Source organism: Rathayibacter sp. AY1A7, from assembly GCF_002930845.1.
Classification (GTDB): domain Bacteria; phylum Actinomycetota; class Actinomycetes; order Actinomycetales; family Microbacteriaceae; genus Rathayibacter.
Genome location: NZ_PSTL01000008.1, coordinates 33,052 through 52,965, shown reverse-complemented (window position 1 = coordinate 52,965; position 19,914 = coordinate 33,052). Strand labels below are relative to the sequence as shown.

Sequence of the window (19,914 nt, the reverse complement as noted above, 5' to 3'; positions counted from 1 at the left end):
GCCGCCGGAAGCCCTGTCGGACGTGAGGGAGCCCCCGACCGTCGAAGGGACCCGCCGCAGCTCGACGGTCCGGGGTCCCCTCAGGGCGGAACGACGGAGCCGTCCGGTCGTCGCGCGGGGCGACGACCGGACGGCTCCGGGGCGGTGGCGGCTAGCCGCGCTCGGCGCTTCGGCGGCGCAGCGCGGCGAGCAGGAGCCCGCCGACGCCGCCGGTGATCAGCAGTCCGCCGAGGCCCAGCGGCAGGCCGATGTCGGCGCCCGTCGAGGCCAGGGGCGGGCGGCCGCCGGGGTGCGGGGCCACGGCGGTCGGCGTGCTGCTCGGAGTGGGAGCGGCCGTCGGTGCGGTGGTGGGCGCGGTCGTCGGGGCGACGGTCGGCTGCGCGGTCGGAGTGACGGTCGGCTCGGCGGTCGGGGCCACGGTGGGCTCCGGCGTCGGGGTCGGCGTGGTCGGGTCCTTCTCGGCGTCGATCGCGGAGGTGTCCGAGGCGAACGAGGCGGTCACGAAGGCGATGGCCTTCGACGTGATGCCGAGCGCCTCCTGGTTGATGTTGTCGATGTCATCGGCGGCGGAGTGGTAGTTCGGGTCGTGCGTGATGCCGGCGGTGCCGCCGAACAGCGCGACCTCCTCCTCCGTCTTGACGTCGTCGGCGCCGGTGAAGACGCCCGAGGACGGGATGCCGACCGAGATGAAGCCGTCGTAGTCGCTGCGGCCGTCGAACGCGGTGTCGATCCAGGGCTGGTCGATCGAGTCGAAGTAGTCGGTGAACGCCTTCTCGGTCGCGATCGAGCCGGCGGGCACGTCCACGGGGGCCTCGTAGGTGGACTGGTCCGCGTCGTAGACGGAGATCACGTAGTTCGGCGAGGCGACCATGTCGAAGTTCATGTAGGTCGCGATCTTCGAGGCGTCCTCCTCCGTCAGGGAGTCGACGTAGGTGTAGGAGCCGACCAGGCCCACCTCCTCGGCGCCCCACCAGGCGAAGCGGACCGCGTTGGTCGTGTCGCCCGCGGCGGCCAGCTGCACGGCCGTCTCGAGCAGCGTCGCGGATCCGGAGCCGTTGTCGTTGATGCCGGGGCCGGCGGGCACGCTGTCGAGGTGCGCGCCGAGCATGACCACGTTGTCGTGGTCGCCGCCCGGCGTCTCCGTGACGATGTTGAAGGTCTCCACCTCGGTCGTCGTCTGGTCGATGAGGACCGAGACGCTCGCGGGGAGCGACGCCAGCAGCGCCTGCCCCTCGGCCTGCGTGACGCCGACGCCGGGGACGGCGGCCGCGTCCTGTCCGCCGAACGTCCCGTTGAGGGCGTCGCTCGGCGCGTTGTCGTAGATGATGATCGCGGCGGCGCCGGCGGCACCGGCGGCGACCGACTTCTCGAGGAAGCTGCAGGAGCCGCGGCTGACGAGCGCGACCTTCCCGGTGGCGTCGAGGCCGGTCCAGGCGTCCGTGGTGCAGCCGAGCGGATCGACGGGGGCGATGAGCTCGCCGGTCACGCCGCCCTCGGGCGTCGACGGAGTGAACTCCATCGGCGTGCCGACGGCGCCGGTGCCGGTGGTCAGCGTGAACGCGTCGATCGTCTGCGTCGCGGTGGTGAAGTCCTGGCGCTGCGTCGTGTAGCCGGCGTCCGCGAGGACCTTCTCGACGTACGCGCCGCTCAGCTCGTAGCCCGGAGTGCCGATCGCGCGGGTGCCGCCGTTGGCGTCCGCGATCGCCTGAAGCGCCTCCAGGTGGGTCATGATGCCGTCGACCGTGACGGTGTCGGCGAAGTCGACCGGCTCGACGGCGCTCGCCGTCGGCGCGAAGGCGAAGCCGGCGACGAGGGCGCCCGCTCCGATCATCGCGCTCGAGCCGATCAGCGAGCGGCGTCGGCGGCCGCTCGGGGTGTTCGTGGTGGTTCGCGCCACTGGGGCTCCCTCTCCTCGAGAACGGGCCGCCGCGTCGGCGGCCCCGACGCGCACCTCCCGAAGACTGGGAGGGGATCGCGTCCTCTGCGAGGGTATTCACAGGAAACGGTGCGGCCCAGTCCCCCCTGCCAGATTTCATCCGGACGAAACACGGACCGGGCCGGCGGGTCGGTCAGGCCGTCGCCGGGCTCTCGGCCCACTCGCGGAGCATCGCGAGCGTCTCCTCCGGACGGTCGCGGTGGGGGCTGTGACCTGCGCCCGCCACGACCGCGTACCGGATGCGCGGATTCGCGCGCAGCACCAGGGCAGCGAGGGAGGGAGGGAGCAGCGTCTCGACCTGCGGGTCGCCGGCCAGCACGAGGACCGGCGGGCGGAGGCCCGGCAGGTCCGCCAGCAGGTCCCACGGGTCGTTGTCGTCGATCGTCGCGGCGACCGCGGCCGGATCGGCGGCCCGCACCGCGGCGAGCTTCTCGGCCCGGTCCCGCTCGTCCCAGAGCGGCTGCGCGACAGCGAGCTCCTCGGCCGAGACCGCGAGACCGGCGAGCTCGCCCGCGCGGACGGCGGCCCGCTGCTCCGGGGCGAGCCGGAGCACCGGGTCCAGCAGCGCCAGGCGCCCCGCCCAGCCGGAGTCGCGGGCGGCGGCGCGCACCGCGACCGCTCCGCCGAGCGAGTGCCCGACGACGAGGTCGAACGGTCCCCGCGCGAGGGCGTCGTCGGCGTAGGCGTCGTGGCGGGAGGAGCCGCCGCGCGGCCCGTCGCCGTGTCCGCGCAGGTCGGGAGCGGAGACGCTCCAGCCCGCCGCGGTCAGCTCGCGGCTCAGCCGCCACCAGGTGCGGCCCGAGCCGCCCAGGCCGTGCAGGAGCAGGACCCTGCCCGCCGTCATCGCCGGAGCCTCAGTCGAAGCGCGGGTCGCGGCCGGTGCGCTCACCGGTCGCGAGCCCGGCGATCGCGGCGAGGTCCTCGTCGTCCAGGGCGAAGCCGAAGACGTCCAGGTTCTCGCGGATCCGCTCCGGCGTCACCGACTTCGGGATCACGACGACGCCGAGCTGCACATGCCAGCGCAGCACCGCCTGCGCCGGCGAGACGCCGTGCTTCGCGGCGACGCGGGCCAGGGCCGGCTCGTCGAGGAGGCGCCCGCGGGCCAGCGGCGACCACGCCTCGGTGACGATCCCGTGGGCGGCGTCGAAGGCGCGCAGCTCCTCCTGGGGCAGCCGCGGGTGCAGCTCGACCTGGTTGATCGCGGGCACCACTCCCGTCTCGTCGAGCAGGCGCTGCACGTGCTCCTCGGCGAAGTTCGAGACGCCGATCGAGCGGGCCCGCCCCTCGCTCTGCAGGCGCTCGAGGGCACGGTAGGTGTCGACGTAGCGGTCGCGCGAGGGGATCGGCCAGTGCACGAGGTAGAGGTCGACGTAGTCGGTGCCGAGCAGCTCGAGGCTCCGGTCGAAGGCGGCGAGCGTCTCGTCGAAGCCGTGGTCGTCGTTCCACACCTTGGTCGTCACGAAGACCTGCTCGCGGGGGAGGCCGCTCGCGCGGATCCCCTCGCCGACTCCGCGCTCGTTGCCGTAGAGGGTGGCGGTGTCGACGTGCCGGTAGCCGGCCTCCAGGGCGACGGCGACCGTGCGGGCCGCCTCCTCGTCGCCGATCTTGTACACGCCGAGCCCGAGCTGGGGGATCGCGCGGCCGTCGTTGAGGGGGATCAGGGGGACGCTCATGCCTCCCATGCTGTCATGCGCCTCAGACGCTCCAGTCGAGCTCGCCGTGCGGTCCCACGTGCACGTCGTCCTCGATCAGCGCCGCGACACCGGCCACCCCGAAGAGGAGGCGCCGCTCGGCGCGCTCCGCGTCGCTGCGCTCGTCGATGCCGCGCACGGCGAAGTGCACGTCGTGGCCCGCCTGCAGGCCCTCGACGCCGAGCCGGCCGCGGAGCGCGCGCACGGGGCGCCGGCCGATGCCGAGACCCCACCAGAGGGAGCCCGTCTCGAGGACCACCGCCGTCTCGGAGGCGACGACCCCGTGCTGCTCGCGGTGCGCGGTGAGCTGCCACCCGTAGCCGAGGTGGTGCAGGCGGGTCGAGTGCGGGCCGCGCCAGGCGTGCGAGGACTCCTCGCGGCGGAAGTAGACGGGACTCGGGCGGAAGGACCCCTGCCAGAGCGCGGCGGCGAGCTCCGTGCACCACTCCGGGGTCTCCGGATCGGACCAGGGGTCGAGGAGGTCGGTCCGGGCGGCGGCGCGCCGGTGCTCGCGCACCAGCTCCTCCGCGTCCTCCCGCAGTCCCATGCCGTCCCCTCGTCGTCGTGGGCCTTCACCCTAGGGTGCCCGACAGGCGCCGGACAACCGGGGTGGCGGCCTAGGAGGGCAGCGTGACCGGCTCGGTGTCGGGCAGCGGGCTGGCGTCGCGCCCGCGGAGATCCGGGTGGTACCGGCGGCCGAGCAGGGGCACCAGGAAGCCGACCAGGGCGAAGGCAGCGGCGACGGCGATGGCGGCGGTCGGCCCGGCCTGGTCGATCTGCACGCCGGCGATCGCGGAGCCCAGCGCCGCGCCGATCAGCTGACCGGTGCCGACCCAGCCGTAGGCCTCCGCCGTGTCCGAGAAGCGCACGCTCGAGGCGGTGATCGCGAACAGCGCCGCGAGAGCGGGGGCGATGCCGATGCCGGCGAGGAACAGCGTGACGCACAGCCACCAGAAGTCGGTCGAGACCGCCGCCAGGCCCATGCCGACCGTGACGATCAGCATCCGCCGCGCGGTCGCCCACCGGCTGATCGGGATGTGGCCGAGGGCGAGGCCGCCGACCAGGGAGCCCGCCGCGAACACGGCGAGCACGACACCCGACTCGACTCCGCCCTCGCCGAACACCGCGACCACGCCCGCCTCGACCGCCGAGCAGGCGCCGATCAGGAGGAAGCCGACGACCGTGGCCAGCAGCACCGGGGGCTTCGTGAGCACCACGCCGAGGCGGCGCTTCGAGCGCGGGATGCGGACGCGGCCCACCTCGGGCGAGGCGATGAACCAGATCCCGCCGCCGATCAGGAACGCGGCGGCGGTCAGGATGCCCGCGACCGTCGACACCTGGATCGACACGAGCGTCGCCAGCACCGGGCCGAGCACCCAGATGATCTCCTGCGCGGAGGCGTCGAGCGAGAAGAGCGGGGTCAGCTGCGAGCTGGTGACCATCTTGGGGTAGATGGTCCGCACGGCCGGCTGCACCGGCGGCATGCTCAGGCCGGCGATGAATCCGATCACGACGAACTGCCACACCTCGAGCGGGAGCACGGCCATCGCGATGATCGCGCCCGCGCAGACCACGAGGGTGATCGTCAGCACGCGGCGCATCCCGAGCCGCCCCATCAGGCGGCTGGTCAGCGGCCCGGCGATGGCCTGCCCGATCGACATCGAGCCGAGCACCAGGCCGGCGGCGGCGTAGGAGTGGTGCACCCGCTCCACGTGCAGGAGGAACGCCAGCGAGAGCATCCCGAACGGGAAGCGCGCGGTCAGCTGCGCGAGGATGATGCGCCCCACCCCGGGGGTCTTCAGGAGATCGGTGTAGCTGCCCACCGGACGACACTAGCGCTCCGGAGGGGACTGCGGTTCGTCGAGGGAGACCGCTGCCCGAGGGCCCCTCGACGGGTCGCGGTTCCCTCGGCGGAGGGGCGCGTCAGCCGGCCAGCACCTTGCGGATCCGCTGCAGCGACACGCTCTCGGCGGTGCCGAGCGACTGCGCGAAGAAGCTCACCCGCAGCTCCTCGATCATCCAGCGGGCGCGCGCGATCCGCTCCGGGGCGTGCGCGGGCAGCGGCACGACGCCGCCTGCCGAGCGGTAGAGCTCCTGGGCCGCCTGCACCTCGTTCAGCCAGACGCGGTCGCGCCCGACGTTCTCGGCGATCTTTCCGAAGCGCTCGGTGATCCCGCCGAGGTAGCGCGGGACGTGCCGCATCCGCTCCACTCCGGTCGCCGAGACGAAACCCGGGTAGACCAGGCCGGAGAGCTGCTCCCGCGCATCCGTGAGGGCGGGCAGGAGCGCCATGCTCGTCGAGGCCTTGAGCGCCTTCTCGACGCCCCGGGCGGTGGTGAGGATCGTCGTGACCGTCTTCACGGTCTCGAACATCGCGTCCATGACGCTCGCCGAGACCCGGTCGCGCACGGCGTCGAACTCGGCGCGGAGGAAGAGCATCCCGTCGGGCTTCATCCGCCAGAGGACCGCGTCGACGCAGGCGAGCAGGCAGTCGGTGAAGAGCGCGGTCGTGTTCTGGTACGGGCTCTGCGCGAGCACGAGCTTCTCGTTCGAGGTGAGGTGCTGCTGCACGTAGGCGACGGGGCTCGGCGTCGCGAGCAGGAGGAGGCGGCGGACGCCTCTCGGGTGCTCGCGCGCCTGGTCCTCGGCCGTGGCCAGCAGGCGGATCGAGACCGAGTCGCCGTCGTCGATCAGGGCGGGGTAGGCGCGGATGGTGTTCCCGCCCTGCCGGGTATCGGTGACGCGGGGCAGCTCCGGCATGTCCCAGGTCTTCAGGCCCCGGCGCTCGAGCGCGTCGGGGACCCGGGCCTCGACCACGCGGGCGACCTCGTCGCGGACTCGGCCGCGCAGGCGCTCGGCCAGCGGGGCGAGCTCCTTGCCGGCGGCGACCGTGCGCCCCCGCTCGTCGGCGACGGCGAAGGTGACCCGCAGGTGCGAGGGGATGCGCTCGAGGTCGAAGTCCTCGGGCTGCACCACCACGCCGGCCTCGCGGCGGATCGCTCCGGCCAGGGTCGCCGCGAACGACTCCGTCGGCGGGTTCGGCACGTCGTGCGGCAGGGACGCGGTGAGCTTGCGCGCCCAGTCGTTCGCGGGCACCACGTTCCGGCGCAGGTGCTTGGGCAGCGCCTTGATCATCGCGGTGACCAGCTCGGCCCGGAGTCCCGGCACCAGCCAGTCGAAGCCGAGGGGCGTCACGCGGGGCAGGAGCGCGAGCGGCACGTGCACCGTCACTCCGTCCTCCTCCGTCCCCGGCTCGAACCGGTACGAGAGGCGGAAGCGCTGGTCGGCCTGGCGCCACTGCGTGGGGAACGCGGTCTCGTCGATCTGCTCCGCGTCCTCGGGGAGGAGCGTCTCCTGCGTCATCGTCAGCAGGTCGGGCTCGTCGTGCTGGGTCGTCCGCCACCAGGAGTCGAACGAGCGCACCGAGGTGATGTCGCGCGGGAGTCGGCGGTCGTAGAAGTCGAACACGGCCTCGTCGTCGACGAGCAGGTCGCGGCGGCGCGTGCGCTCCTCCAGCCGCTCGAGCTCGGCCCGCAGGGCCCGGTTCTTGCGGTCGAAGGCGTGGCGCGACTCCCACTCGCCCTCGACGAGGGCGTGCCGGATGAACAGCTCGCGGGCGTACGAGGCGTCGATCCGCGAGAACTGCACGCGGCGGCGGGCGATGATCGGCACGCCGTAGAGCGTGACCTTCTCGTAGGCGACGGCCGCGCCCTGGGCCTTCTCCCAGTGCGGCTCGCTGAACTGCCGCTTGACGAGGTCGCCCGCGATCGCCTCGGCCCAGGCCGGATCGATCGCGGCGTTCGAGCGAGCGAAGAGGCGGCTGGTCTCGACCAGCTCGGCGCTCATCACCGCGTCGGGGAGCTTCTTGGCCAGGGCGCTGCCGGGGAAGATCGAGAACTTCGCGTTGCGGGCGCCGATGTACTGCACGTTCTGGCGCTCGCGGCTCTTCGCCGCGCGCTGCGCCTGCTGCGAGGTGGTGTCCTTGATGCCCAGGTGCGAGAGCAGGCCGGCCAGGAGGCTCCGGTGGATCCCGTCGGGGTCGACCTTCGGCTCGCCCAGCTCGAGCTTGAGGGGGCGCGCGAGTTGGCGCAGCTGGCGGAACACGTCCTGCCACTCGCGCACGCGCAGGTAGTTGAGGTACTCGGCCTTGCACAGGCGCCGGAAGGCGCTCGAGGAGAGCTCCTCCTGCTTCTCCTCCACGTAGTTCCAGAGGTTCAGCAGGGTGAGGAAGTCGCTGGTGGGATCGACGAACCGCGCGTGCTGCTGGTCGGCCTGCGCGCGGCGCTCGAGCGGGCGCTCGCGGACGTCCTGGATCGTGAGGCCCGCGACGATCGCCATCACCTCGCGGCTGACGCCGTGGCGGCGTGACTCGATCACCATCCGGCCGAAGCGCGGATCGATGGGGAGCCGCGCGAGGTCGCGCCCGATGCGCGTGAGCTGCGGCGCGGCCTCCGCCCCCTTGCGCGGGATGCCGCTCGAGTGCGCGCTCGGCGGCGTGCCGCGCACCGGAGCGGCATCCCGTGGAGCAGCGGAGGCGGCGGAGGGGGAGCCGGGGACGCGGAGGGCGCCGAGCTCCGTGAGCAGGTCGAGGCCGTCCTTGATGCCGCGGGAGTCGGGCGGAGTGAGGAACGGGAACGAGGCGATGTCGCCCAGTCCGAGCGAGATCATCTGCAGGATGACCGCGGCCAGGCCCGTGCGCAGGATCTCGGGATCGGTGTACTCGGGGCGGCGGAGGTGGTCCTCCTCGGAGTAGAGGCGGATCGCGATGCCCGCGCTGGTGCGGCCCGAGCGGCCGGAGCGCTGGTTCGCGGAGGCCTGCGACACCGCCTCGATCGGCAGCCGCTGCACCTTCGAGCGCGCGCTGTAGCGCGAGATGCGGGCCGTGCCGCCGTCGATCACGTAGCGGATCCCGGGGACGGTGAGGCTCGTCTCCGCCACGTTGGTCGCGAGCACGACGCGGCGGCGGACGCCGGGGGTGCGCCCCTTCTCGAAGACGCGGTGCTGATCGGCCGCCGACAGGCGCCCGTAGAGGGGGAGCACCTCGGTGCCCGGCAGGTTCCGGCCCCGGATGGCGTCCTCGGCGTCGCGGATCTCGTTCTCGCCCGAGAGGAACACCAGGACGTCGCCCGGATCCTCGCGCGCCAGCTCGGCCAGGGCGTCGGCGATGCCGGTCATCAGGTCGCGGCTGCCGCTCGTCGCGTCGGGGACGTCGGTGTCGTCGTCCTCCTCCGGCTCCTCGGCGACCAGCGGGCGGTAGCGGATCTCGACCGGGTAGGTGCGGCCGGAGACCTCGATGATCGGCGCGGGCTCGCCGGCGGCGTCGGCGAAGTGGGCCGCGAAGCTCTGCGGATCGATCGTCGCCGAGGTGATGATCACCTTCAGGTCGGGGCGCTGCGGCAGCAGGCGGTGCAGGTAGCCCAGGAGGAAGTCGATGTTGAGGCTGCGCTCGTGCGCCTCGTCGATGATGATCGTGTCGTACCGGCTGAGCATCCGGTCGTGGTTCATCTCGTTGAGCAGGATGCCGTCGGTCATCAGCTTGATCCGCGTCGAGGCGGACACCTTGTCGGTGAACCGGACCTGGTAGCCGACCAGCCCGCCGACCTCGTCGTCGAGCTCCTCCGCGATGCGCTCGGCGATGGTGCGCGCGGCGATGCGCCGGGGCTGCGTGTGCGCGATGCTCTCGCGGCCGAGCTCGAGGCAGATCTTCGGCAGCTGGGTCGTCTTGCCCGATCCGGTCGCGCCGGCGACGATGACCACCTGGTGGTCGCGGATCGCGGCGGCGATGTCCTCGCGCCGCGCCGACACGGGGAGTTCGGGCGGGTAGCGGATGCTGAGCACGTCTGACATGAGCCCTCCATCCTACGCCGCGTGCGACAATGCCCTGTCTCGTGAATCATCGCGGGCCACCCTGCCCGGTCGGGCGCTCCGGCGCCGGTCGACCGCGGCGCACGATCCCGTGGAGCACCCCGATGAATCCGCAGTCCCTGCTGGTCGTGCTGAACATCGTGCTGCTGCTCTTCGCGATCCGGGGCGTGCTGTCGAACCCGAGGCTCTCGAAGGTCGCGAAGGTCTCCTGGGTGGCGTTCATCGTGATCGCGCCGTTCATCGGCAGCCTCGCCTACCTGGCGGTGGGCCGTCGCGGCGGGAGCGGCGGAGGCGGCACGGTCGTGCGCGGCACGGAGCGGCCGTCGGGCTGGTTCTTCGAGCGCTGAGCGGTCGGGCGGCCCTACGGCGGGGGAGACCCGCGGACGTCGGCGCTCCGCGGACCTCCTGCCCTCCGTCCCGCGGCAACCCCCTCACCGCAGGCTCCGCCCGCGTCTAGCGTGGAGCGCATGCCCGATCGTCTGCGCTCCAGTGTCAGCCCCTACCTCCGCTCGCACGCGGACAATCCGGTCGACTGGTTCCCCTGGGGCGAGGAGGCGTTCGCCGAGGCGGTGCGCCGCGACGTCCCGGTGATGATGTCGATCGGCTACTCCACCTGCCACTGGTGCCACGTGATGGCGCGGGAGTCGTTCTCGGATCCGGTGCTCGCCGCGCGGCTGAACGCGGACTTCGTCGCGGTGAAGGTCGACCGCGAGGAGCACCCGGACGTCGACACGGCCTACCTGACGGCCGCGAGCGCGTTCACCCGGCAGCTCGGCTGGCCGCTGACGGCCTTCGCCACCCCCGCCGGCGAGACCTTCTTCGCCGGCACCTACTTCCCGCCGCGCGCCGTCGGCGGCGTGCCCGCCTTCTCGGACGTCCTCGACGCGGTCTCGGAGGCGTGGCGGCTGCGGCGCGACGAGGTGCAGGCGACGGCGGGCGGCCTGGCCGCGGCCCTGCGCGAGGCGACCGCGGCGCTGCCCGCCGACTCCGCGCTGCCCGGCGACGCCGAGCTCGACGGCGCCGTCCGCGCACTCGAGGACGAGGAGGACCGGGTGCACGGCGGTTTCGGCGGCGCCCCGAAGTTCCCGGTGGCCCCCGTGCTCGGGTTCCTGGCCTCGCGGCCCTCGGGAGCGGCGCTCGCCGAGCGCACGCTGCTCGCGCTGGCCGCGTCCCCGCTCCGCGACCGCGACGGGGGTTTCTTCCGCTACGCGACGCAGGCCGACTGGAGCGATCCGCACTACGAGCGGATGCTGTACGACAACGCGCAGCTGCTCGACGTCGCGGCCGTCCTGCTCGGGCACGAGGGCGCCCGGGTGGAGGAGCTGACCGGGATCGCGGAGGGCGTCGCCGCGTTCCTCCTGACCACTCTCGAGCGGCCGGGCGGCGGCCTCGCATCGGCGCAGGACTCGGAGAGCATCGTCGACGGCCAGCGCTCGGAGGGCGGCTACTACCTCGCCGAGGACCGGTCCCGCCTCGCGCCTCCCGCTCTCGACGAGAAGGTCGTCACCGGCTGGAACGGCCTGGCGATCCGCGCGCTCGCCCGCGCCGGACGCGTGCTCGGACGGGAGGAGTGGATCGACGCCGCCCGGGGCGCGGCGGACGCGGTGCTGCAGCGGCACCTCGTCGACGGCCGCGTCGCGGTGCGCGCCTCCCTCGACGGTGCCGTCTCCGCGGCCCGCCCGGCGCTGGAGGACCTCGGGATGCTGGCCGGCGGGCTCCTCGAGCTCGCCCTGGCGGAGGGCCGCCCGCTCTACGCGGTCGCGGCGCGCACCCTGATCGACGGCGCGCTCGACGCGGCCGACGGCCCGCTGCCGTTCGCGCTGCCCGGGGGAGGGGACCCGGCGCTGACCGCGCGGGGACTCCTGCTCGCGGCCGATCCCTCCGAGGGCGCCTACCCCTCCGGCCTGTCGGCGACGGCGGACGCGGCGCACGAGCTGTACCTGCTCACCGGATCGCAGCGCTACCGGGAGGCGGCCGAGGCGGTCGTCGCCTCGATCGCTCCGGGCGCGATCCGCCGGCCGATGGGCTTCGGCGCCGTGCTCGGGCTTGCTTCGCGGCTGGCTCGCCCGGTGCGGCAGCTGGTCGTCGTGGGCCCCGGCGCGGCGGAGGCGGTGCAGGGCGCGCGGTCCGCCGGGATCGGCGTGCTGGTCGGCGTGTCCGACGAGGGCGCCCGGGACTGGGCGGACGCGGGCTTCGAGCTGTTCGAGGGGCGGATCTCGCGGGAGGGGCTGCCGACCGCCTACTCCTGCGAGGCCTTCGTCTGCGCCCTGCCGACGACCCGCCTCCCGGAGGAGCTGCTCACGCGGCCGTGACCACCAGCGGCGCCGCGGGGTCGGCGGCCCACTCGTTGAGCGAGCCGTCGTAGACGACCGCCGTGTGGACTCCGAGCACCGCCAGTGCGAGTGCATCGGCCGTCGCGGCGATCCCGCCCCCGCAGTAGAGGACGATCCGCTCGGCCTGGAGAGCGTCTCCGAACAGCGACCGCAGCCGCTCCGGCGGCAGGAGCGTGTTGTCGGCGCGGTCGACGAGCCGCCCGGCGGGGACGCTCCGCGAGCCCGGCAGGTGTCCGAGGCGGGGGCGGCGCCCCTCCTCCCCGGTGAACTCCTTCGGCGGGACCGCGCAGACCAGCGCCCCGGGAGCCTCGCCGCGCACGACCCTCTCGACGCCGGCCTTGTCGATCCAGAGCGGCCGCTCCTCGCGCACGCTGATGCCTCCGCTCACCGCGGGCTCGACGTGCCCCGTCTCGATCGGGCGCTCCTCCCGCCGCCAGGCCGGGAGCCCGCCGTCGAGCACCGCGACGGCGTCGTGCCCGGCCGAGCGCAGCAGCCACCACACGCGCGAGGCCCACTGGCCGACCGCGGAGTCGTACACGACGACCACCGAGTCGTCGTCGATGCCGAGCGCGGCGGTCGCGGCGGCGAAGCGCTCCGGGTCGAGCCGGGTGAAGGGCAGGGGAGCCGCCGGATCCGACAGCTGCTCGAGCAGGTCGCCGAACACGGCGCCGGGGACATGCCCCTCGAGGAGGTACTGCTCGTCGCCGCTGAGGTAGCCGGGCCGCCCGTCGAAGCCGGGCACGAGCAGCACGCTGGCGTCGACGACGACGAGGTGCTCGCGGCCGAGCTGGTCGGCGAGCCACTGGGTCGAGACGATTGGCCGGGCGAGGTACGGGGCGGAGGAGGTGCTCACCCGCCCCACGGTAGGCGCGACCGCTGACAGGCGCGCCCCCGTGCGTCACGCACGGTCACGGACGCCGCCGGGCGCTCAGCACTCGATGACGTTGACCGCGAGGCCGCCCTCGCTCGTCTCCTTGTACTTCGACGACATGTCGATGCCGGTCTGGCGCATCGTCTCGATGACCGCGTCGAGCGAGACGCGGTGGTCGCCGTCGCCGTGCAGCGCGAGGCGGGCTGCGCTCACGGCGGTGGAGGAGGCGATCGCGTTCCGCTCGATGCAGGGGATCTGCACGAGCCCGCCGACCGGGTCGCAGGTCAGTCCGAGGTGGTGCTCCATCGCGATCTCGGCCGCGTTCTCGACCTGGCGCGGACTGCCGCCGAGCACCGCGCAGAGCGCTCCGGCGGCCATCGCGCAGGCCGAGCCGACCTCGCCCTGGCAGCCCGCCTCCGCACCGGAGATCGAGGCGTTCGTCTTGCAGAGCGAGCCGATCGCGGTGGCGGTGAGGAGGAAGCGGCGCAGCCCCGCGCGGTCGGCGCCCGGGACGAAGCGGAGGTAGTAGTGCCCGACGGCGGGGATGATGCCCGCCGCTCCGTTCGTCGGAGCCGTCACGACGCGCCCGCCTGCGGCGTTCTCCTCGTTCACCGCGAGGGCGAAGGCGTGGAGCCACTCCACCGAGGTCGCGCGGGCGCGGTCGAGCGGATCCTCCTCGAAGGCCTCGAGCCGCTCGCGGAGCACCGAGGCCCGGCGGCGGACGCCCAGGCCGCCCGGCAGCACGCCGTCGGTCGCCAGGCCGTGCTCGACGCAGGCGGCCATGGCGTCCCAGATCGCGTCGAGGCGGGCGTCGATGTCGACCCCGGGGTGCAGAGCGCGCTCGTTCGCGGCGGCGATCTCGGCGATGCCGGAGCGGGTCCGATCGCAGGTCGCCAGCAGGTCGAGCCCGGAGACGAAGGGGTAGGGGTGCGGGGCCAGGGCAGCCAGCTCGGCACGCTCGCCCGCGCGCCGGATGAAGCCGCCGCCGATCGAGTAGTAGGTCTCCTCCCACACCGGCAGCGCGTCGTCGCCGACCCAGACGCTGAAGGTGAGGGCGTTCGGGTGCTCCGGCAGCCTCGTGCGCGGCTCGAAGACGACGTCGTCGCGCGTCATCGCGAGGCGCTGCTCGCCGGCCAGCAGGATCGTCCCCTCCGCGTCGAGGCGCTGCCATGCCCCGCGCACCAGCGCCGGGTCGCACGTCTCGGGGTCCAGGCCGGCGAGACCGGCGACCACCGCGTCGGGGGTGCCGTGGCCGATCCCGGTGGAGCCGAGCGAGCCGTAGAGGGTGCATCCCACCCGGCTCACGCGGCCGAGGAGCCCGGCGTCGCGGATCCGCTCGGCGAGGGCGAGGGCGGCGCGCATCGGTCCGACGGTGTGCGAGCTGGACGGGCCGATCCCCACGCTGAACAGGTCGAGGACGGAGACGTAGGCGCTCATCCACCGAGACTACGCCGGGGCCGGCGGAGTGCGCCGCCCGAGCCGCGCCCGCGACGAGGAGCCACGGAGATCCGGCGTCGACGAGGGTCGGCGGCGGATCAGCGCAGCGTCTTGCGCGCCGAGATCTGGCCGGTGTCGAAGCCGAGCAGGTGCAGGCCGCCGTGGAAGCGGGCGTGCTCGACCTTGATGCAGCGGTCCATCACGACGGTCAGGCCCTTCGACTCGCCGTACTCGGCCGCCTCCTGGTTCCAGATCCCCAGCTGCACCCAGACCGTGGGCGCGCCGACGGCGAGGACGTCGTCGATCACGGCGGGGATGTCGCTCGCCTTGCGGAACACGTCGACGATGTCGGGCACGACCGGGAGCTCGGCGAGACTGCGGTAGACCGGCTGCCCCAGGATCTCGGTGGCGTTCGGGTTCACGAAGTAGAGCTCGTAGTCGCTCGACTGCTGCAGGTAGGTGGCGACGAAGTAGGAGGAGCGGGCCGGGTTCGGCGAGGCGCCGACGATCGCCACGGTCTTCGCGCGGCGGAGGATGTCGAGTCGCCTGCGGGCGTCGGGGCCCACCCAGGTGCGCTGCGAGCGCAGCATCTTCGCCAGCGGCGAGTTCGCCGGGACCGAGCAGCTCAGCCCGTTGGACAGCTGGACGACCGTGTCGGCGGTGTCGGCGGTGTCGGTGGTGCTCATGCTCAGACCTCCACGGCCGGGGTGTGCAGGGTGGTGGTCGTGTCCTCGGGGAGCTCGGTCGGAGCGTCGGGAGTGCCGTGCTCCTCGACCGCGCGGGCGAGCGCCTGGTCGAGATCGTAGATGATGTCGTCCGCGTCCTCGATGCCGACGGAGAGGCGGACGAGTCCGGGGAGGACGCCCGCGTGGAGGAGCTGGTCCTCGGTGAGCTGGGCGTGGGTGGTCGAGGCGGGGTGGATCACCAGCGTCTTCGCGTCGCCGATGTTGGCGAGGTGGCTGGCGAGGTCGACCGATTCGATGAAGGTCTGGCCGACGGCGCGGCCGCCCTTGACCACGAAGCTGAAGACCGAGCCCGGCCCCTTCGGCAGGTACTTCTGCGCACGGTCGTGGTGCGGGTGCGCGGGGAGCCCGGCCCAGTAGACGGCCTCGATGCGGGGGTCGGCGTCGAGCCACTCGGCGACGCGGCGCGCGTTGTCGACGTGCGCCTGGATCCGGTACGGCAGCGTCTCGACGCCCTGGGCGAGCAGGAACGCGGAGTGCGGAGCGAGGACCGGCCCGATGTCGCGCAGCTGCTCCGCGCGCAGGCGCGTGAGGAAGCCGTACTCCCCGAAGTTGCCGTCCCACGACAGGTCTCCGTAGGAGGCCACCGGGTCGTGCAGCAGCGGGAACTTCTCGGGGGAGTAGTGGAAGCGCCCCGACTCGACGACGACGCCGCCGAGCGTGGTGCCGTGTCCGCCGAGGAACTTGGTGGCCGAGTGGATGACGATGTCGGCGCCCCACTCGATCGGGCGGACGAGGTAGGGCGTGGCGACCGTGGAGTCGATGATCAGCGGGATGCCGGCGGCGTGCGCGACCGCGGCGAGGCCCTCGATGTCGGCGATCTCGCCGGAGGGGTTCGCGATCGTCTCGGCGTAGAGCACCTTGGTCTTCTCGGTGATCGCCGCCGCGTAGTCGGCCGGGTCGCTCGAGCGGACGAAGGTGGTGTCCACTCCGAAACGGCGGAGCGTGACGTCGAGCTGGGTGATCGATCCGCCGTAGAGGTTGGCGGAGGACACCACGTGGTCGCCCGCGCCGACGAGCGCCGCGAAGGTGATGAACTGCGCCGAGAGCCCGGAGGCCGTGGCGACGGCGCCGAGGCCGCCCTCGAGGCTCGCGACGCGCTCCTCGAAGGAGGCGACCGTGGGGTTCGACAGGCGCGAGTAGACGTTGCCGTACTTCTGCAGCGCGAAGCGGGCCGCGGCGTCGGAGGTGTCGTCGAAGACGAAGGCGCTGGTCTGGTAGATCGGCAGAGCGCGGGCGCCCGTCACCGCGTCGGGGATGTTGCCCGCGTGGATCGCACGCGTCTTGAAGCCGTACTCACGATCTGCCATGCGATCGACGCTAGCGGGAGCCGCCGACACCGCCGCGCCGGAGCGACGCATCGCGTAACAGAGCGGTCCCGCAGTGCAGAGCGACCGTGCGCGACAGAGCGGTCGAGCGGATCGGAGCGCCGATCAGAGCGCCAGCTGCACCGCGGCCAGTCCCATCGCCGCGATCGCCGCCCACGACACCAGGGCGACGAGGAGAGCACGCCACCCCGTCGTCACGAGCGCGCGCACCCGGACGGCGCTGCCGAGCGCGAAGAGGGCCGCGGCGAGGAGCCAGGTCTGCGCGGTGTCGGCGGCGGCGAGCAGTCCCTCCGGCAGGGGGAGGAGCGTGCGCAGCAGCACCGCGGCGAGGAACCCGACCACGAACAGCGGCACGATCGCCGGGCGCGTCCCGCCGGTCCCGCCTCGGCGCCTCGTGACCGCCGCCGCCACCGCGACCATCGGCGCCAGCATGACCACTCGGGTGAGCTTCACCACGACCGCCACGGCCAGCGCCGACGCTCCGGCCACCTGGGCCGTCGCCACGACCTGGCCCACGTCGTGGACCGAGGCGCCGACCCAGTGCCCGAACTGCACGTCGGAGAGCCCGAGCGGCTGCTGCAGGGCGGGGAGCACTGCGATCGCGAGCGTGCCGCAGAGCGTCACCAGCGCGACCGGCGTCGCCTGCTCCTGCTCCTTCGCCCGGGTCGCTCCGGCCATCGCGCCGATCGCCGAGGCCCCGCAGATCGAGAAGCCCGCCGCGAGCAGCAGCGGCTCCTGCCCGGGCAGCCGGAGCGCCCGGCCCAGCGCCCAGGTCAGGCCGAAGGTGGCCAGGACGATCCCGACGACGACCAGGATCGCGCCCCAGCCCAGCGCAGCGATGTCGATCAGAGAGAGCTTCAGCCCGAGCAGGACGATGCCGGCGCGCATCAGCGAGCGGGACGAGAACTTCAGGCCCGGCGCCAGCGCCCCGCTCAGCAGGGGGCGCGCCGCGGGCAGCTGCGCCACGAGGATCCCGAGCGCGACCGCCGCGGTCAGCATCGGCACTGCCGGCACCGTCGCGTGCAGCAGGGCCGCGATCACCGCCGCGACGGCGCAGGCCGCGACTCCCGGGCCCAGCCGCCGGATCATACCCACGAGGGCAGCCACATGTGGGCCTGCCAGAAGGGGAAGGACGTCTGCGCGCCGATCCAGAGCGGCAGGAAGTAGGCCGTCAGGGCGGCCGCCGCCACCGCGAAGACGAGCACCACGAGGACGCCCCGGGTGCGCCGCCTCCGCTCGTCGCCCGGACTCCCGATCACGATCCCGGCCGTCAGCGCCAGTGCCAGCATCATGTAGGGCTCGAAGACGACGCAGTAGAACTGGAACACCGTGCGGTCGAGGTAGAGCAGCCACGGCAGGTAGCCCGCGACGATCCCCATCAGCACGAAGCCGGCGCGCCACTCCCGGTACCGCGCGAGCCGGTAGAGGAGGTACACCAGCGCCAGGACCCCGGCGTACCAGATGAGCGGATTGGCGACCGAGGTGATCGCCTCGTCGCAGCGTGCTGCGGTGCAGCCGTCGACGCCCGTCGCCTGGTCGACGAAGTACATGCTGGTCGGTCGGAGCATGAGCAGCCAGGTGAGCGGGTTCGCCTCGTAGGGGTGCGAGGCCCGCAGGTTGATCGAGTAGTCGTACATCTGCACGTGGTAGTGCCAGAGGCTCTGCGCCCAGTCCGGCACCCACGCCAGAGCCCCGGTCCAGGCGTTGCCGGGGGCCTCCGACGCCCACTGCCGGGCCCATCCGCCGGAGGTGCGCAGCCAGCCCGTCCAGGTGACGAGGTAGGCGATCAGGGCGATCGGCACGACCAGGAGGAAGGTGACCGGACCCTGCTTGAGGATCGCGCCGCTGCCCCAGAACGGCACGCCCGCGCGGCGCCGCATCAGCGCGTCGACGACCACCGCGTACACGCCGAATGCCGCGAGGAAGTAGACGCCCGTCCACTTCACGCCCGCGGCCAGGCCGAAGAGCACGCCGGCCGCGAGCAGCCAAGGCCGCCACCACAGGACCGGCCCCCAGCTCGGCAGCGCTCCCGCCGCCACCTTCCGCGCCAGCTGCAGGTCGGCCCAGCGCCGGTCCAGCAGCACCGCCGCGACCCCGCAGAGCGCGACGAACATCAGGATCCCGTCCAGGAGCGACACCCGCGACATCACGATCGCGTGGCCGTCGAGCGCGAGCATCAGCCCCGCGAAGGAGGAGAGGAGGGTGGAGCGGAACAGGAGGCGGCCGATCACGATCACCAGCGCGACGGCGAGGATCCCCACGACGGCGGTCGCGACGCGCCAGCCGACGCTGTCGTCCGCGCCGAACACGCCCATCCCGAGCCCGATGATCCACTTGCCCAGCGGCGGATGCACCACGAAGGACGGCGCCCCCGTGAAGGTGTCCACGTCGCCGGCCGCGAAGCCGGGGTCCGGGTTCTCGGGCCAGGCGCCCTCGAACCCGAGGTTCCAGAGGGTCCAGGCGTCCTTCACGTAGAAGGTCTCGTCGAACACGAGCGAGCGCGGGTGGCCGAGGTTCCACAGCCGCAGCACCGCGGCCAGGGCGACCACCAGCAGCGGCAGTCCGAGCTCGTACAGCCGGCGGCGCGCGGGGGAGGCGACGAGCCGGGTGTGCAGGTCGTCGAACCAGGAGCCGCGCGGCACGTCCGGGAGCGGGGTGCGCTCGCGCGGTGCGGACGCCTCGGCGGGCTCCACCGGAACCGAGCGCGCCGATCCCGCCGCGTCCAGGAGCAGGTCGTCGAAGTCGCGCTGCGGTCGGTCCGTCACCCGGCCATGCTAACGGGGCGCCTCCTCCCGGGACGGCGGCGATCCGCGGCGGGAGGCCCCGGACCCGGCCTGGGAGACTGGCGGCATGATCATCCTCGCCGGCACTCCCATCGGAAACCTCGGCGACGCCTCCCGCCGGCTCGTGGAGGCGCTGGGCTCCGCCCGCCACGTCGCCGCCGAGGACACGCGCGTGACCATCCAGCTGATGCGCGCCCTGGGTGTCGAGAACCGGCCCGCCCTCTACGCCCTGCACGACCACAACGAGCGCGAGCGCGCCGCCGAGCTGGTGGAGCTGGCCCGCGAGGAGGACCTGCTCGTGCTGAGCGACGCGGGCATGCCCACGGTCTCGGACCCGGGCTACCACCTGGTCGAGGCGGCGGTGGCGGCGGGAGTCGCGGTCACCGCGCTGCCCGGTCCCTCGGCGGTGCTCATGGCGCTCGCCGTGTCCGGGCTCCCGACGGATCGCTTCAGCTTCGAGGGGTTCCTGCCCCGCCGGCACGGCGAGCGGGTCTCGACCTTCCGGGCGCTCGTCGACGAGCGCCGCACCATGGTCTTCTTCGAGTCCCCGCACCGGATCGGCGACGCGCTCGCCGACCTGGTCGAGGCGATGGGCCCGGAGCGGCGCGTCGTCGTCTGCCGCGAGCTCACCAAGATGTTCGAGGAGGTCCGGCGCGGCACGGCGGCCGAGCTGGCCGAGTGGGCGGCCGACGGCCTGCGCGGCGAGATCTGCCTGGTCGTCGAGGGAGCCCCCGCGAGGGAGGCGTCGCTCGAGGACGCGCTGGCCGACGTGCTGGCCCGCGTCGAGGCCGGATCGCGGCTCAAGGAGGCGTCGGCCGAGGTCGCCGAGATCACGGGGCTCTCGCGCCGCGCTCTCTACGAGGCGGCGCTCGCCTCCCGCCGCGGCTGAGAGCTCCCTCCCAGACGGCGCCCGCGGCCGGTCGTCCA

15 protein-coding genes are annotated in these 19,914 nt (G+C 73.5%); 3 read left to right on the top strand and 12 right to left on the bottom strand.

The genetic code is table 11. The features are described 5' to 3' along the window. Window positions 1–151: 151 nt before the first annotated feature. The 6 genes from C5B95_RS08415 to hrpA form a co-directional block, all read right to left on the bottom strand. The gene (locus tag C5B95_RS08415; protein ID WP_104348930.1) at window positions 152–1,897 is read right to left on the bottom strand and encodes a M28 family peptidase; all 1,746 of its coding nucleotides are present in this window, start codon (window positions 1,895–1,897) and stop codon (window positions 152–154) included. Between the two features lie 172 nt (window positions 1,898–2,069). Next, window positions 2,070–2,780: an alpha/beta fold hydrolase gene (locus C5B95_RS08410; RefSeq protein ID WP_104267539.1), complete on the bottom strand. Its 711-nt coding sequence runs from the start codon at window positions 2,778–2,780 to the stop codon at window positions 2,070–2,072. A gap of 10 nt (window positions 2,781–2,790) precedes the next feature. Continuing rightward, complete coding sequence (locus C5B95_RS08405; RefSeq protein WP_104222368.1) at window positions 2,791–3,609, bottom strand: aldo/keto reductase; 819 nt, start codon at window positions 3,607–3,609, stop codon at window positions 2,791–2,793. A gap of 22 nt (window positions 3,610–3,631) precedes the next feature. Then, complete coding sequence (locus C5B95_RS08400; RefSeq protein ID WP_104348928.1) at window positions 3,632–4,174, bottom strand: hypothetical protein; 543 nt, start codon at window positions 4,172–4,174, stop codon at window positions 3,632–3,634. A gap of 70 nt (window positions 4,175–4,244) precedes the next feature. Continuing rightward, window positions 4,245–5,450, bottom strand: coding sequence for an MFS transporter (locus C5B95_RS08395; protein ID WP_104348927.1), 1,206 nt, complete (start codon window positions 5,448–5,450; stop codon window positions 4,245–4,247). 100 nt (window positions 5,451–5,550) lie between these two features. Then, a complete protein-coding gene (gene hrpA, locus C5B95_RS08390; protein ID WP_104348926.1) occupies window positions 5,551–9,474 on the bottom strand; it encodes an ATP-dependent RNA helicase HrpA in 3,924 nt (1,307 codons plus the stop codon). 122 nt (window positions 9,475–9,596) lie between these two features. Between hrpA and C5B95_RS08385 the strand changes: the two genes are divergently transcribed. Together C5B95_RS08385 and C5B95_RS08380 are read left to right on the top strand one after the other, a co-directional pair. Further along, on the top strand, window positions 9,597–9,839 hold the full coding sequence (locus tag C5B95_RS08385; protein WP_160033960.1) for a PLDc N-terminal domain-containing protein: 243 nt from the start codon (window positions 9,597–9,599) through the stop codon (window positions 9,837–9,839). A 120-nt stretch (window positions 9,840–9,959) separates the two neighbouring features. Further along, window positions 9,960–11,804 (top strand): thioredoxin domain-containing protein, encoded by a 1,845-nt coding sequence (locus tag C5B95_RS08380; RefSeq protein ID WP_104347371.1) that lies wholly within the window; start codon window positions 9,960–9,962, stop codon window positions 11,802–11,804. On the opposite strand, the gene C5B95_RS08375 is transcribed toward C5B95_RS08380, so the two are convergent. The 6 genes from C5B95_RS08375 to C5B95_RS08350 all read right to left on the bottom strand — a co-directional run bounded on the left by C5B95_RS08375 (window position 11,791) and on the right by C5B95_RS08350 (window position 18,969). Continuing rightward, window positions 11,791–12,678, bottom strand: coding sequence for a sulfurtransferase (locus C5B95_RS08375; RefSeq protein WP_146076544.1), 888 nt, complete (start codon window positions 12,676–12,678; stop codon window positions 11,791–11,793). The two genes, C5B95_RS08380 and C5B95_RS08375, sit on opposite strands and share 14 nt — an antisense overlap. Before the next feature lie 75 nt (window positions 12,679–12,753). Next, window positions 12,754–14,133, bottom strand: a complete 1,380-nt coding sequence (locus C5B95_RS08370) for an L-serine ammonia-lyase (protein WP_104247354.1) — start codon at window positions 14,131–14,133, stop codon at window positions 12,754–12,756. Between the two features lie 98 nt (window positions 14,134–14,231). Then, window positions 14,232–14,819 carry a CoA-binding protein gene (locus C5B95_RS08365; RefSeq protein WP_104348925.1) on the bottom strand — a complete coding sequence of 196 codons (588 nt, stop codon included), beginning with the start codon at window positions 14,817–14,819 and terminating at the stop codon, window positions 14,232–14,234. 2 nt (window positions 14,820–14,821) lie between these two features. Continuing rightward, window positions 14,822–16,186: an O-acetylhomoserine aminocarboxypropyltransferase/cysteine synthase family protein gene (locus C5B95_RS08360; protein ID WP_104226921.1), complete on the bottom strand. Its 1,365-nt coding sequence runs from the start codon at window positions 16,184–16,186 to the stop codon at window positions 14,822–14,824. Window positions 16,187–16,309: 123 nt separating this feature from the next. Continuing rightward, window positions 16,310–17,293, bottom strand: a complete 984-nt coding sequence (locus C5B95_RS08355; protein WP_104226922.1) for a YeiH family protein — start codon at window positions 17,291–17,293, stop codon at window positions 16,310–16,312. Beyond that, window positions 17,290–18,969: a dolichyl-phosphate-mannose--protein mannosyltransferase gene (locus C5B95_RS08350; RefSeq protein WP_258059877.1), complete on the bottom strand. Its 1,680-nt coding sequence runs from the start codon at window positions 18,967–18,969 to the stop codon at window positions 17,290–17,292. Before C5B95_RS08350 ends, C5B95_RS08355 begins: the two co-directional genes overlap by 4 nt. An 85-nt stretch (window positions 18,970–19,054) precedes the next feature. Here C5B95_RS08350 and rsmI point away from each other — a divergent pair, with 85 nt between their 5' ends. Further along, window positions 19,055–19,876, top strand: coding sequence for a 16S rRNA (cytidine(1402)-2'-O)-methyltransferase (rsmI, locus tag C5B95_RS08345; protein WP_104226923.1), 822 nt, complete (start codon window positions 19,055–19,057; stop codon window positions 19,874–19,876). Window positions 19,877–19,914: the final 38 nt, after the last annotated feature.